The sequence below is a fragment of the Microbacterium testaceum StLB037 genome (assembly GCF_008763945.1).
Lineage (GTDB): Bacteria > Actinomycetota > Actinomycetes > Actinomycetales > Microbacteriaceae > Microbacterium > Microbacterium testaceum_G.
Map to the genome: position 1 here is coordinate 1,289,678 of NZ_VTQH01000001.1, position 12,398 is coordinate 1,302,075.

11 protein-coding genes and 2 tRNA genes are annotated in these 12,398 nt (G+C 66.2%); 4 read left to right on the plus strand and 9 right to left on the minus strand.

The window, feature by feature from the left end:
- Nucleotides 1-13: 13 nt before the first annotated feature.
- From F9B98_RS06045 to dnaA, 9 genes are all read right to left on the minus strand, one after another.
- Nucleotides 14-86 (minus strand) — tRNA-Ala (locus F9B98_RS06045).
- Nucleotides 87-99: 13 nt separating this feature from the next.
- A tRNA-Ile gene (locus F9B98_RS06050) sits at nt 100-173 on the minus strand.
- Nucleotides 174-238: 65 nt separating this feature from the next.
- Nucleotides 239-640 (minus strand): DUF3566 domain-containing protein, encoded by a 402-nt coding sequence (locus F9B98_RS06055; RefSeq protein ID WP_150954277.1) that lies wholly within the window; start codon nt 638-640, stop codon nt 239-241.
- The gene (gene gyrA, locus F9B98_RS06060; RefSeq protein WP_150954280.1) at nt 637-3,267 is read right to left on the minus strand and encodes a DNA gyrase subunit A; all 2,631 of its coding nucleotides are present in this window, start codon (nt 3,265-3,267) and stop codon (nt 637-639) included. Before gyrA ends, F9B98_RS06055 begins: the two co-directional genes overlap by 4 nt.
- Before the next feature lie 48 nt (nt 3,268-3,315).
- On the minus strand, nt 3,316-5,355 hold the full coding sequence (gene gyrB / locus F9B98_RS06065) for a DNA topoisomerase (ATP-hydrolyzing) subunit B (RefSeq protein WP_150954283.1): 2,040 nt from the start codon (nt 5,353-5,355) through the stop codon (nt 3,316-3,318).
- Nucleotides 5,356-5,474: 119 nt separating this feature from the next.
- Nucleotides 5,475-5,963, minus strand: coding sequence for a DUF721 domain-containing protein (locus F9B98_RS06070; RefSeq protein WP_150954285.1), 489 nt, complete (start codon nt 5,961-5,963; stop codon nt 5,475-5,477).
- On the minus strand, nt 5,956-7,110 hold the full coding sequence (gene recF, locus F9B98_RS06075; protein ID WP_150954286.1) for a DNA replication/repair protein RecF: 1,155 nt from the start codon (nt 7,108-7,110) through the stop codon (nt 5,956-5,958). Before recF ends, F9B98_RS06070 begins: the two co-directional genes overlap by 8 nt.
- Nucleotides 7,111-7,156: 46 nt before the next feature.
- The gene (gene dnaN / locus F9B98_RS06080; protein ID WP_150954287.1) at nt 7,157-8,308 is read right to left on the minus strand and encodes a DNA polymerase III subunit beta; all 1,152 of its coding nucleotides are present in this window, start codon (nt 8,306-8,308) and stop codon (nt 7,157-7,159) included.
- A 451-nt stretch (nt 8,309-8,759) separates the two neighbouring features.
- On the minus strand, nt 8,760-10,481 hold the full coding sequence (gene dnaA, locus F9B98_RS06085; RefSeq protein ID WP_412177026.1) for a chromosomal replication initiator protein DnaA: 1,722 nt from the start codon (nt 10,479-10,481) through the stop codon (nt 8,760-8,762).
- Between dnaA and rpmH the strand changes: the two genes are divergently transcribed.
- Genes rpmH through yidC form a run of 4 tightly spaced genes read left to right on the plus strand, consistent with a single transcriptional unit; the run spans nt 10,480 to nt 12,393 of the window.
- The gene (gene rpmH, locus F9B98_RS06090) at nt 10,480-10,617 is read left to right on the plus strand and encodes a 50S ribosomal protein L34 (RefSeq protein WP_013584598.1); all 138 of its coding nucleotides are present in this window, start codon (nt 10,480-10,482) and stop codon (nt 10,615-10,617) included. The genes dnaA and rpmH overlap by 2 nt on opposite strands.
- A gap of 8 nt (nt 10,618-10,625) precedes the next feature.
- Nucleotides 10,626-10,964: a ribonuclease P protein component gene (gene rnpA / locus F9B98_RS06095; RefSeq protein ID WP_150954294.1), complete on the plus strand. Its 339-nt coding sequence runs from the start codon at nt 10,626-10,628 to the stop codon at nt 10,962-10,964.
- On the plus strand, nt 10,961-11,317 hold the full coding sequence (yidD, locus tag F9B98_RS06100) for a membrane protein insertion efficiency factor YidD (protein WP_150954298.1): 357 nt from the start codon (nt 10,961-10,963) through the stop codon (nt 11,315-11,317). The genes rnpA and yidD overlap by 4 nt, the downstream gene beginning before the upstream one ends.
- A 2-nt stretch (nt 11,318-11,319) precedes the next feature.
- Nucleotides 11,320-12,393, plus strand: a complete 1,074-nt coding sequence (yidC, locus tag F9B98_RS06105) for a membrane protein insertase YidC (protein ID WP_191966688.1) — start codon at nt 11,320-11,322, stop codon at nt 12,391-12,393.
- The last annotated feature ends 5 nt before the right edge of the window (nt 12,394-12,398 follow it).

Here is a 12,398-nt window from a genome sequence, read left to right on the forward strand (position 1 = left end):
TCGTTCTCGAGTGTGGAGCCTAGGAGATTCGAACTCCTGACATCCTGCTTGCAAAGCAGGCGCTCTACCAGCTGAGCTAAGGCCCCGCGAGGGAAAGGGTGGGGCTACCAGGACTTGAACCTGGGACCTCTTCATTATCAGTGAAGCGCTCTAACCGCCTGAGCTATAGCCCCGTCTCGCTGACGTGATGTCAACCTCGAAGACTTTACCGGACTTGCGAGGTTTTGACGAATCGGCGTCAGTTCGAGGTGAAGCCGACGAGCAGGCCGCCGGTCACCTTCACCGCGAGGTTGTAGATCCCCGCCATGACGGCGCCCAGCACCGTGACAATGACGAGGTTCAAGATGGCGATGATGGCCGCGAAGGCCATCACCTGGGGAAGACCCACGTACTGCGACAGGGTCGCCCCGCCGTCGGTGAAGCTCGTGAAGAACTCATCGAGCTTCGTCAGCAGCGTGGCCTGAACGACCAGGTAGATGAGGAAGTACGACACGACCGTCACGATCGCCAGCGCCACAGCCGCCAGGAACGACAGCTTCACCGCCGACCAGAAGTCGATGTACACCAGGCGCAGGCGGACCTGCTTGGCGGGGGTCTTGTGAGTCGACTTCTTGGCGAGCTTGTCGGCTACCGTGCTCATGCGTCAGTACTTTCCTCGGGGGTCTCGGAAGAGGAGGCGTCGGCCTCGTCCGCGGGAGAAGCGGCGGGCTCCGTGGTCGTCTCCGTCGTCTCGGTCAGGTTCCGCTCTGCGTTTCGGGCGATGGCGATGATCCTGTCATCACCTCCGGCTCGTGCGAACACGACACCCATGGTGTCGCGTCCCTTGGCGGGGACCTCGGCCACGGCAGAGCGTACCACCTTGCCGCTGGCAAGAACCACGAGGACCTCGTCGCCCTCGGAGACCATCATCCCGCCCGCCAGGACGCCCCGGTCGTCGGTCAGACGGGCCACCTTGATCCCCAGACCACCGCGATTCTGCATGCGGTACTCGGTGACGGCGGTGCGCTTGGCGTAGCCCCCCTCGGTGACGACGAACACGAATTCGTCGTCCTTGGCGACGGATGCCGAGAGCAGACTGTCGCCCTCGCGGAAGTCCATGCCCTTCACGCCCGACGTCGACCGACCCATCGGCCGCAGCGCACTGTCGGTGGCGGAGAACCGCAGCGACTGGCCGAGGCGGCTGATGAGGAGGATGTCGTCGCCCTCGTCGACCAGCATCGCGCTGACCAGCTCGTCGGCGGCACCCTGCTCGGCCTCGTCGCCCTCGTCCGCGACCTGACCGCGGAGCTTGATGGCGATGACGCCGCCCTGGCGGTTGGTGTCGTACTCGTCGAGGCGCGTCTTCTTGACCAGGCCGTTGCGCGTGGCGAGCACGAGGTAGGTGGCCACGCTGTAGTCGCGGATGTCGAGGATCTGCGCGATCTCTTCGTCGGGCTGCAGGGCGAGCAGGTTCGCGACGTGCTGACCCTTGGCATCCCGACCCGCTTCGGGAACCTCGTAGGCCTTCGAGCGGTAGACGCGGCCCTTATTGGTGAAGAAGAGGAGCCAGTGGTGCGTCGTGGTGACGAAGAAGTGCTCGACCACGTCGTCGGCGCGCAGCTGCGCACCCTTCACGCCCTTCCCGCCACGGTGCTGCGAGCGGTAGTTGTCGCTGCGCGTGCGCTTGATGTACCCGTCGCGGGTGACGGTGACGACCATCTCCTCTTCGGCGATGAGGTCTTCGATCGATACATCGCCGTCGAAGCCGTGGAGGATCTCGGTGCGACGGTCGTCGCCGAAGCGGTCGGTGATCGCCGTGAGCTCGTCGCGGATGATCGTGCGCTGGCGGGCCGGGGTGGCGAGGATGTCGTTGTAGTCGGCGATGCGAGCCTCGAGCTCGGTGGCTTCGTCGACGATCTTCTGACGCTCGAGGGCGGCGAGACGACGCAGCTGCATGTCGAGGATCGCCTGCGCCTGGACGTCGTCGATATCGAGGAGCTTCTGCAGACCCTCGTTGGCATCCTGAGCCGTGGGCGAACGGCGGATGAGCGCGATGACCTCGTCGAGCGCGTCGAGCGCCTTCAGGTAGCCGCGCAGGATGTGCATGCGCTCTTCGGCCTTGCGCAGGCGGTAGCGCGTGCGACGGACGATGACCTCGACCTGGTGGTCGATCCACAGGCTGATGAAACCGTCGAGCGAGAGCGTGCGGGGCACGCCGTCGACGATCGCGAGCATGTTCGCGCCGAAGTTCTCCTGCAGCTGCGTGTGCTTGTACAGGTTGTTCAGCACGACCTTGGCGACGGCGTCGCGCTTGAGCACGACCACCAGACGCTGACCGGTACGACCCGAGCTCTCGTCGCGGATGTCGGCGACACCCGTGATCTTGCCCTCGCGCGCGAGATCGCCGATCTTGACCGCGACGTTGTCGGGGTTCACCTGGTACGGCAGCTCGGTGATCACGAGGCACGTGCGGCCCTGGATCTCCTCGATGTTGACGACCGCGCGCATGGTGATGGAGCCGCGGCCGGTGCGGTAGGCGTCCTTGATGCCACGGGTTCCGAGGATCTGAGCTCGCGTGGGGAAGTCGGGCCCGGGGATGCGCTCCATGAGCGCTTCGAGCAGCTCTTCGCGCGTGGCATCCGGGTTCTCGAGAGCCCACAGGGCTCCCGCGGAGACCTCGCGCAGGTTGTGCGGCGGGATGTTCGTCGCCATACCGACCGCGATGCCGACCGAGCCGTTGACCAGCAGGTTCGGGAAACGCGAGGGCAGGACCGTGGGCTCCTGCGTCTGACCGTCGTAGTTGTCCTGGAAGTCGACGGTCTCTTCTTCGATGTCGCGCACCATCTCGAGCGCGAGGGGAGCCATCTTCGTCTCGGTGTAACGCGGGGCGGCCGCGCCCTGGTTGCCGGGCGAGCCGAAGTTGCCCTGCCCGAGGGCGAGGGGGTAGCGCAGCGACCACGGCTGCACGAGGCGAACGAGAGCGTCGTAGATGGGAGCGTCACCGTGCGGGTGGTAGTGGCCCATGACCTCGCCGACCACACGCGCGCACTTCGAGAACGACTTGTCGGGGCGGAAGCCGCCGTCGTACATGCCGTAGATCACGCGTCGGTGCACGGGCTTGAGACCGTCGCGCACGTCGGGCAGGGCACGACCGACGATCACGCTCATCGCGTAGTCGAGGTAGCTCCGCTGCATCTCGAGCTGGAGGTCGACCTGGTCGATCTTGCCGTGGTCGTGCGCCGGCTCGCCGCGGACGTCTTCGGGCTCGGGCGTGATGTCGTCAGCCATGTCTTCTCAGTTCCGTGATGCGTGTTCGTCGATCGGCGCGGGGCGCGATCAGATGTCGAGGAAGCGGACGTCTTTGGCGTTGCGCTGGATGAAGCTGCGACGCGACTCGACGTCTTCGCCCATGAGGACCGAGAAGATCTCGTCGGCCGCCGCGGCGTCGTCGATCGTGACCTGCTTCAGCGTGCGGGTCTGCGGGTCCATCGTCGTCTCCCACAGCTCGTGGTCGTTCATCTCGCCCAGACCCTTGTAGCGCTGGATGCCGTTGTCCTTGGGGATACGGCGACCGGAGGCCTGACCATCGACGAGCAGGGCGTCGCGCTCGCGGTCGCTGTACGCGTACTCGTGCGGGTGGTTCGACCACTTCAGGCGGTACAGCGGCGGCTGGGCCAGGTAGACGAAGCCGGCCTCGATGAGCCCCCGCATGTAGCGGAAGAGCAGCGTCAGCAGCAGCGTGGTGATGTGCTGGCCGTCGACGTCGGCATCGGCCATGAGCACGATCTTGTGGTACCGCGCCTTGGCCATGTCGAAGTCCTCGCCGATGCCCGTGCCGAAGGCCTGGATCATCGCCTGGACTTCTTTGTTGCCCAGGGCGCGGTCGAGGCGCGCGCGCTCGACGTTGAGGATCTTGCCGCGCAGCGCCAGGATCGCCTGGGTGTGCGGGTCGCGACCCTGCACGGCGGAACCGCCGGCCGAGTCGCCCTCGACGAGGAATATCTCGCTGATCGAGGGGTCCTTCGAGGTGCAGTCCTTGAGCTTGTCGGGCATCGCGGCCGACTCGAAGACGCTCTTGCGGCGTGCCGTCTCGCGAGCCTTGCGCGCCGCGAGCCGTGCGGTGGCGGCGTCGATCGCCTTGCGGATGATGTTCTTCGCCTGCGCGGGGTTGCGGTCGAACCAGTCGCCGAGCTTGTCGCCGACGACCTTCTGCACGTAGGCGCGAGCCTCGGTGTTGCCGAGCTTCGTCTTGGTCTGGCCCTCGAACTGGGGCTCGGAGAGCTTGACCGAGATGACCGCGGTGAGACCCTCGCGGATGTCGTCGCCGGTGAGGTTGTCGTCCTTCTCTTTGAGGAGGTTGTTCGCGCGGGCGTAGCGGTTGACGAGGGTCGTCAGCGCGGCGCGGAAGCCCTCTTCGTGCGTCCCGCCCTCGTGGGTGTTGATGGTGTTGGCGTAGGTGAAGACGTTCTCGGTGTACGCCGTCGTCCACTGCATCGCCAGCTCGAGGGCGATCTTGCGCTCGGTGTCCTCGGCCTCGACCTCGATGATCTCGTCGTTGACCACGTCGGCCTTGCGCACCCGGTTGAGGTGCTCGACGTAGTCGACCAGACCGCGCTCGTAGAGGAACGTGTCGTGGCGGGCGTCGGTGACCTCTTCGCCGGGCTCGCCCTCGGTGATGACCGACTGGGGGCGCTCGTCGCGCAGGCCGATGCGCAGCCCCTTGTTGAGGAACGCCATCTGCTGGAAGCGCGTCCGCAGCGTGTCGTAATCGAAGTCGATGGTGTCGAAGATCGTGGCATCCGGCCAGAAGGTGATCGTCGTACCGGTCTCGTCGCTCTCTTCGTCCTTCGACAGCGGAGCGAGCGGCACGCCGCCGTCGCGGAACGACTGGCGCCACACGTGGCCCTGGCGTCGGACCTCGACCTCGAGACGCGTGGACAGGGCGTTCACGACAGACGAGCCGACACCGTGCAGACCGCCGGAGACCGCGTATCCGCCGCCGCCGAACTTTCCGCCGGCGTGCAGCACCGTGAGCACGACCTCGACGGTCGACTTGCCCTCGGTGCGGTGCATGTCGACCGGGATGCCGCGACCGTTGTCGACCACGCGCACGGCGCCGTCGCTGAGGATCGTGACCTGAATGGTGTCGCAGTACCCGGCCAGCGCCTCATCGACGGAGTTGTCGACGATCTCTTGCACGAGGTGGTGGAGGCCGCGCTCACCGGTGGAGCCGATGTACATACCCGGGCGCTTGCGGACGGCCTCGAGGCCCTCGAGCACCTGGATGGCGTCTGCCCCGTACTCGTTGGGAACCTTCTTCGCCGCGGTGGGGACTTCGGGTTCCTCGGAAACGCTGTCGGGGTTTTCGGACGTCATGGGTACGCGCGCTCCAGATCGATTCGTCGGAACCTCCATCCTATCGCGGAAGGGCTCCCGAAATGGCTTGTACGCCCCTACGCGGGGATAAATCGCGTCGAGTCGGGATCGACCATGACTCAGCCGTAGGTATCGCGCGGGCCGCGGCCTGGAACGGCTCTGGGCCCCCATTTCCACGAGGGGACGTCGGGGCCCACGAACCGGATCGCCTCGACGCCTGCCTCCGGGAAGCGTCGGAGGATCTCGGAGAGGATCTGCGCGCGCATGAACTGCAGCTGCTTCGCCCACGCCGTCGAATCGGCCTGGACCGTCAGCGTGCCCGCGTCCAGGGCCACCGGACGGGTGTGCGCGGCGGTGTCGGCTCCGGCCACCTCGTCCCACGTGCGCACCAGGTCTTCGCGCGAGAGTTGGGGTTCCCACCCGGCGGATCGGGTGAGGGCGGAGATCACGTCGCCGAGACCGCGGGGATCGCGGCCGGGGCTGAAGGGGGCGTTCTCGCCGTCGTCGACGCGACGCCGACGCTTCTTCTTGCGGTACGGCGATGGTTCCAGGCCCCGCAGGCGCAGATACGTCGACATCGTCTCGGGGATCTCGGCGTCGTCACTCATCGTCGGCCTCGTGGATCCGCCCGGCGTCGACGCGCACCACATGCGCGCGCAGGCCCGCGGGGACGTCTTCTTCGACGGCCGAGGTCACGATGACCTGCTCGTAGCCGCCCGCCAGATCGGCCAGACGGCTGCGGCGACCCGCATCGAGCTCGGCGAACACGTCATCGAGGATCAGCACGGGATCGCCCAGACGCGACTCGGCGCGGAGGAGTTCGGCGGATGCCAGCCGGAGGGCCAGAGCGACCGACCACGACTCGCCGTGCGAGGCGTAACCCTTCACCGGCAGCCCACGCACGCGGAGCACGAGGTCGTCGCGGTGGGGTCCGACCAGGGTGAGTCCGCGGTCGAGCTCGGCGGAGCGTTTCGCCGCAAGAGCCGCTCGGAACTGATCGGCGAGGGGCTCGCCTGAACCCGCAGCGTCGACGGCGTCGCCCTCTTCGGGGTCGCCACCGCCCACCGACAGCGCCCACGACAGACGCGGTTCGTGATCGGCGCCGGCGATCGCCGCATAGGCACGGGCGACGGGATCGGAGAGATCGGATGCCAACGCGCTCCGCGCCTCGATCACCTCGGTCCCCAGGGTGACGAGCTTGTCGTCCCAGACGTCGAGAGTGCTGAGAGCGTCGCCCCGGATCCCGCGCGCCCGCGCCGACTTCAGCAGGGCGCTGCGCTGGCGCACGACCCGCTCGTAGTCGCCGAGCACCGCGGCCATGCGCGGACTCCGCTGCACGATGAGCTGGTCGGCGAACCGCCGGCGGGACGACGGGTCGCCACGGACGATCTGCAGGTCTTCGGGAGCGAAGAGCACGACCTGCGCGTACCGGGGCAGCTCTGAGGTGCGCACGTTCACGCCGTTGACGCGGGCCTTGTTCGCCCCCTGGCGGTTCAGCTGCAGTTCGAGCAGCACGCGTCGATCACCGTGAGCGAGGCGTGCGCGCACGATGGCGGCATCCGTTCCGTCTCTCACGAGAGGCGCGTCGCTCGAGACCCGGTGGGAGCCGAGAGTCGCGAGATACGCCACCGCCTCGACAAGATTCGTCTTGCCCTGGCCGTTGCGGCCGACGAAGACGTTCGCCCCCGGGGAGAGCGCGACGTCGGCTTCCGCGTAATTGCGGAAGTCCCTCAGTCCCAGCTGCTCCACGATCACCGAGTCAGACTACCCGCCACCTCCGACACGGCAGCGAGGGCCGGACTCAGCGCAACAGCAGGTTGGGCTGCAAGAGGTACTTGAAGGTGCCCTTGCCGCCCTTGTCGACCGACGTCTGCGGGGTGATCAGCACGGGGCTGAGCTTGTTCGCGTTGTCGCTCGAGGTGAAGGTGATGCGCGTGAACTCGCTGCGGACGGCGCCCAGAGACTCGATCAGGTATTGCGGGTTCAGCCCCAGCGTGACCTCGTCGCCGACCAGCGTCGCGTCGACGGATTCGGTCGCGCGCGCCTGCTCGGTGCCGGCGGCATCCATCGAGACCCCGTCGGGACCGAAGGTGAATCGCAGCGGAGCCGAGCGATCGAGCACGAGGGCGACGCGGCGCACGGCCTCGACGAGCTCGGCCGTGTTGACCACGCTGTGGTGCTCGGTTTGTGCGGGGAACAGGCGACGGACCGGCGGGAAGTTGCCCTTGATGAGCAGCGAGGTCACCGTCTTGTTGCCCGACGAGAACGCGATGATCTCGCGATCACCCGAACCGGAGAACGCGATCGAGATGTCACCGCTGTGGGCGAAGGTCTTCCCGACCTCCTGCAGGGTGCGTGCCGGCACGAGGGCGGAGGTGGTCTCGTCCGTCGCGGCCGCTCCGCCGTCCCACGGGATCTCGCGAAGGGCGACGCGGTAGCGGTCGGTCGCCACGAGGCTCAGTCGCGTGCCGGAGACCTCGAGCTGGACACCGGTCAGTACGGGTGTCACGTCGTCGCGTGAGGCGGCGAAGGCGACCTGGGCGATCGCGGTCGCGAACTCGTCGGCGGGGACCAGACCCGATTCGCCCGAGACCTCGGGGATGGCGGGGTACTCCTGCACCGGCATCGATGCGAGGGTGAAGCGGGCGGAACCGCACGTGAGCAGAATTCCGCCGTCGTCGTCGACGGCGATCTGGATCGGTGCGTTCGGAAGCCGGCTGGCGATGTCGCTGAGGAGTCGGCCGTGCACGAGGATCGTGCCGGGCTCGTCGACGGTCGCTTCGATCGTGGTGCGCGCGGATGCTTCGTAGTCGAACGCGGCGAGAGTGAGTCCCTGCTCGTTGGCCTCGATCAGCACGCCGGCCAGGATCGGCTGCGGATTGCGCTGAGGCAGGAGCTTGACCACGAACGAGACGGCTTCGCTGAACACATCGCGATTGACGTGGAACTTCACGGGCGCTCCCTTGACGGCGGGTATGGCTTACCCATGCTAGTGCCCACTTCCCGCACGCCCCGTCGAGCGACGTCGCCACGGCAAGGTCATCGAATCTCTCTTAACAATGGAAAAGGATCTTCATCTTGTTAACAGCTGTGGAGAGTGTGGATAAGTCGCGACCGGCCTGTTAACAGCAGGGATCGGCAGCCCTGTTAACTGTGGACGGCTTGCGGAGAGGCTGTCGAGTTAACGTCGGGTCGATGTGGGTGTGAGACGCGTTCCTCCACAGCGTTAACAGCTCAGTGCACAGATCATCCCGAGGAAATTCGAGTTATCCACAGGTTTTCCACACTGTGCAGAACCCCGGTCAAAACACCCTCTGCACAGCCTTTTACGCCCGGTCAGCGGCCGAAAAAGAGAAAGGGCCCGAAACCACGGTCGTGGTCGGGCCCCTGCCGGAGGCGGGCGTTCAGCGCATGCGTCCGAGCTGGCTCGTGATCTCCGAGACCTGGTTGAAGATCGAACGGCGCTCCTTCATGAGGTCGCTGATCTTCTTGTAGGCGTACATCACGGTCGTGTGATCGCGGTTGCCGAAGAGCTGCCCGATCTTCGGCAACGACAGGCTCGTGCGCTCACGGCAGAGGTACATCGCGATCTGTCGCGCGGTTGCCACGGCCTGCGAGCGGCTCGATCCGTAGAGGTCGTCGACGGAGAGCTTGAAGTACTGCGCGGTCGCCGTGATGATGTCGGTCGGCGAGATGACGTTGGCGTCGTCCTGGTCGATGATGTCGCGCAGCACCGTCTGTGCGAGCGACATGTCGAGCGTCGAGCGATTGAGGCTCGCGAACGCCGAGACGCGGATGAGGGCGCCTTCCAGTTCGCGGATGTTCGAGGAGACGACCGTGGCGATGTACTCGAGGACGTCGTCGGGGATGAGCAGTCGCTCGCTCTGCGCCTTCTTGCGGAGGATGGCGATGCGCGTCTCGAGATCGGGGGCCTGGACGTCGGTGATCAGACCCCACTCGAACCGGCTGCGCATGCGGTCTTCGAAGCCGGTGAGCTGCTTCGGCGGCAGGTCGCTCGTGATGACGACCTGTTTGTCGTGATCGTGCAGTGTGTTGAAGGTGTGGAAGAAGGCTTCCTGCGTCTCGGCGCGTCCCTGGAGGAACTGGATGTCGTCGATCAGCAGGATGTCGACGTCGCGGTATCGCGCCTGGAACGCCGAACCTCGGTTGTTGGCGATCGAGTTGATGAAGTCGTTCGTGAACTCCTCGCTCGAGACGTAGCGGACGCGGATGCCGGCGTACATGCTCGCCGCGTAGTCGCCGATCGCGTGGAGGAGGTGGGTCTTGCCGAGTCCCGAGTCGCCGTAGATGAACAGCGGGTTGTAGGCCTTCGCGGGTGCTTCGGCGACGGCCACCGCCGCCGCGTGGGCGAAGCGGTTGGACTGTCCGATGACGAAGTTGTCGAAGGTGTACTTCGGGTTGAGGCGGGTGTCGTTGCGCGAGGCGGGGACGATCGGCTCGGGAGCCTGCTCGATGACGGTCGAGTTGACGGGGACCGCCTGGAGGGGGCGGTCTTCGCGCGGTGCCGCGGACGAGCTCCGCTGGGTTTCGATGACGTCGGGGTTCACGACCACACGGAACGTGCCGATCTGGGGGTCGTCGCCCTGAACGTGAGCGAGAGCCTCCATGATCGAGACGCGCATGCGCTTGTTGAACTGCGCCGCCGTCAGGTCGTTCGGTACGTCGAGGTAGAGCGTGCCGCCCATCACCCCCTGCGGAACGGCGAGGTTGAGGAACCCGTGCAGCTGAGGCGTGACGCGCTCGTCGGTGAGAAGGTGGTCCAGCACGGACGACCAGACGGGCACATCCGGTACTTCGTGCAGAGACATATCCCCTCCGGGATCTAGACGCGACAGATGCCCGACGCCGTGCGTCGAACCTGTGGATAACTTCCGTGGCCACGCTAGTTCGCGGCCCATCCGGAGCAAAATCCACTGTAGGACTCGGTCGCGTGTCTTTGCCACGCTTGTGGACAACCCCTGGGGATAATGAGCGGTCGCGATCTCGGTTTGAGTTAACGCCGCGCTCGACGTAGCCTTAGTCGGTTGACTTATGCCTACACGGCAGTCCCGACCCCCGTCCCCGGCAGAAGAGCATCGGGCGACATCACCTCCGGAGTGACCCATGAGCAAGCGCACCTTCCAGCCCAACAACCGCCGCCGCGCCAAGAAGCACGGCTTCCGCGCCCGTATGCGTACGCGCGCCGGCCGTGGCATCCTCGCGGCCCGTCGCGCCAAGGGCCGCACCGAGCTCTCGGCCTGACGGACCCGGTGCTCGCGAAGCCGAACCGACTCACCCGCGGATCGGACTACAAAGCCACGGTCCGACGGGGCACTCGCTGTGCCGGAGCGCACACCGTGACCTACGTCGGAACCTCGGCTGAGACTGATCTGCCCCGGTTCGGCTTCATCGTGAGCCGCCAGGTCGGCTCCGCGGTCACCCGTAACACCATTCGCCGCCGCCTCAAAGCGGTGTGCGCCGAGGCGCTCCCGTCTGTTCGCGGGGGCGCCTCGATTGTCATCCGTGCACTGCCCTCGGCGGCGACCGTCGATTATCCGACGCTTCGCGCCGACGTGGTGCGATGCCTCGAGCGAAAAGCATCGGTATGAGTGCCTCGACTCTCCCGACCTCGTCCACGGGGGCCGGCCGGCTCACGATCGACGGTGTCGTGGCATCCATTCCCCTCCTCCCCCGCAATGCGGGGCTGGCCCTGTTGCACGCGTATCGGGCGACCATCTCGCACGTCTACGGCGACGTGTGCAAGTACTACCCGTCCTGCTCCGCCTATTCGGTGGGCGCCGTGCAGCAGCATGGACTCGTGAAGGGCATCGCGTTCACCGCGGCCCGCCTCGCACGCTGTCATCCCTGGGCTCAGGGTGGCATCGACGACGTCCGTCCTCATCGGGCCTTCCGCCACGAACTCACTCGGCACGGATTCGTCGTGCCCTCCCGAAAGGACTGATCGTGCAATTCGATCTCATTGGGACCATCCTCTGGCCGCTGAAATGGATGGTCGAACTCGTGCTGGTGGGGTGGCACGCCCTGTTCACGGCGCTGGGCATGGCCCCGGCGGCCGGTCTGACCTGGGTGCTGTCGATCGTCGGTCTCGTTCTCATCGTCCGTGCCGCTCTGATCCCGCTCTTCGTGAAGCAGATCAAGAGCCAGCGCAAGATGATGGAGATCGCGCCCGACCTGCGCAAGGTGCAGGAGAAGTACAAGGGCAAGCGCGACCAGCTCTCCCGTGAGGCCATGAGTCGCGAGACCATGGCGCTGTACAAGAAGCACGGTACGACGCCCGTCTCGAGCTGCCTGCCGCTGCTCGTGCAGATGCCGATCTTCTTCGCGCTCTTCAGCGTGCTGAACGACGTCTCCAAGCACGCCGCCGTGGGTCAGGGTGGCGTGGGCCTGCTCACCCCCGAGCTCACGACCGAGTTCTACGACGCGCGCCTGTTCGACGTGGCATCCATGCACGTCAACCTCGTCACCGCCTGGGGGCAGGCGGATGGTCAGGTCACCGTCGCGATCCTGCTGACGCTGGTCGTGCTCATGATCGCGTCGCAGTTCTTCACGCAGCTGCAGATCATCTCGAAGAACCTGTCGCCCGAGGCCAAGACCGGTCAGGCGTACCAGATGCAGAAGATCATGCTCTACATCCTGCCGCTGGCCTTCATCTTCTCGGGTGTCTTCTTCCCGCTCGGTGTCGTCATCTATTGGTTCGTCAGCAATCTGTGGACGATGGTGCAGCAGTTCGTGGTCATCCGTGAGATGCCGACTCCCGGTTCGGATGCCGCGAAGGCTCGCGAAGAGCGTCTGGCACGCAAGGGCAAGGCGATCGACTCGTCGGGCAAGGTCGTGCCGATCGAGAAGTACCGCGCCGAGCAGCAGCGTCTGCTCGAGGAGACCGAGAAGGCACGTGCGGCTCAGCCGAAGCGTCAGCAGCCGGTCGGCAAGCAGCGCGCGAAGAAGCAGCAGTCCGCCAAGAACACCGGTACCGCGGGTGGATCCGCGGGCAACGCCGGCTCCGCACCCGCCTCCTGAGAACC

Coding starts and splice junctions, on each gene's coding strand:
- F9B98_RS06055 (WP_150954277.1), bottom strand. CDS start 640: ATGAGCACGGTAGCCGACAAGCTCGCCAAGAAGTCGACTCACAAGACC.
- gyrA (WP_150954280.1), bottom strand. CDS start 3,267: ATGGCTGACGACATCACGCCCGAGCCCGAAGACGTCCGCGGCGAGCCG.
- gyrB (WP_150954283.1), bottom strand. CDS start 5,355: ATGACGTCCGAAAACCCCGACAGCGTTTCCGAGGAACCCGAAGTCCCC.
- F9B98_RS06070 (WP_150954285.1), bottom strand. CDS start 5,963: ATGAGTGACGACGCCGAGATCCCCGAGACGATGTCGACGTATCTGCGC.
- rpmH (WP_013584598.1), top strand. CDS start 10,480: ATGAGCAAGCGCACCTTCCAGCCCAACAACCGCCGCCGCGCCAAGAAG.
- dnaA (WP_412177026.1), bottom strand. CDS start 10,481: ATGGGTCACTCCGGAGGTGATGTCGCCCGATGCTCTTCTGCCGGGGAC.
- yidD (WP_150954298.1), top strand. CDS start 10,961: ATGAGTGCCTCGACTCTCCCGACCTCGTCCACGGGGGCCGGCCGGCTC.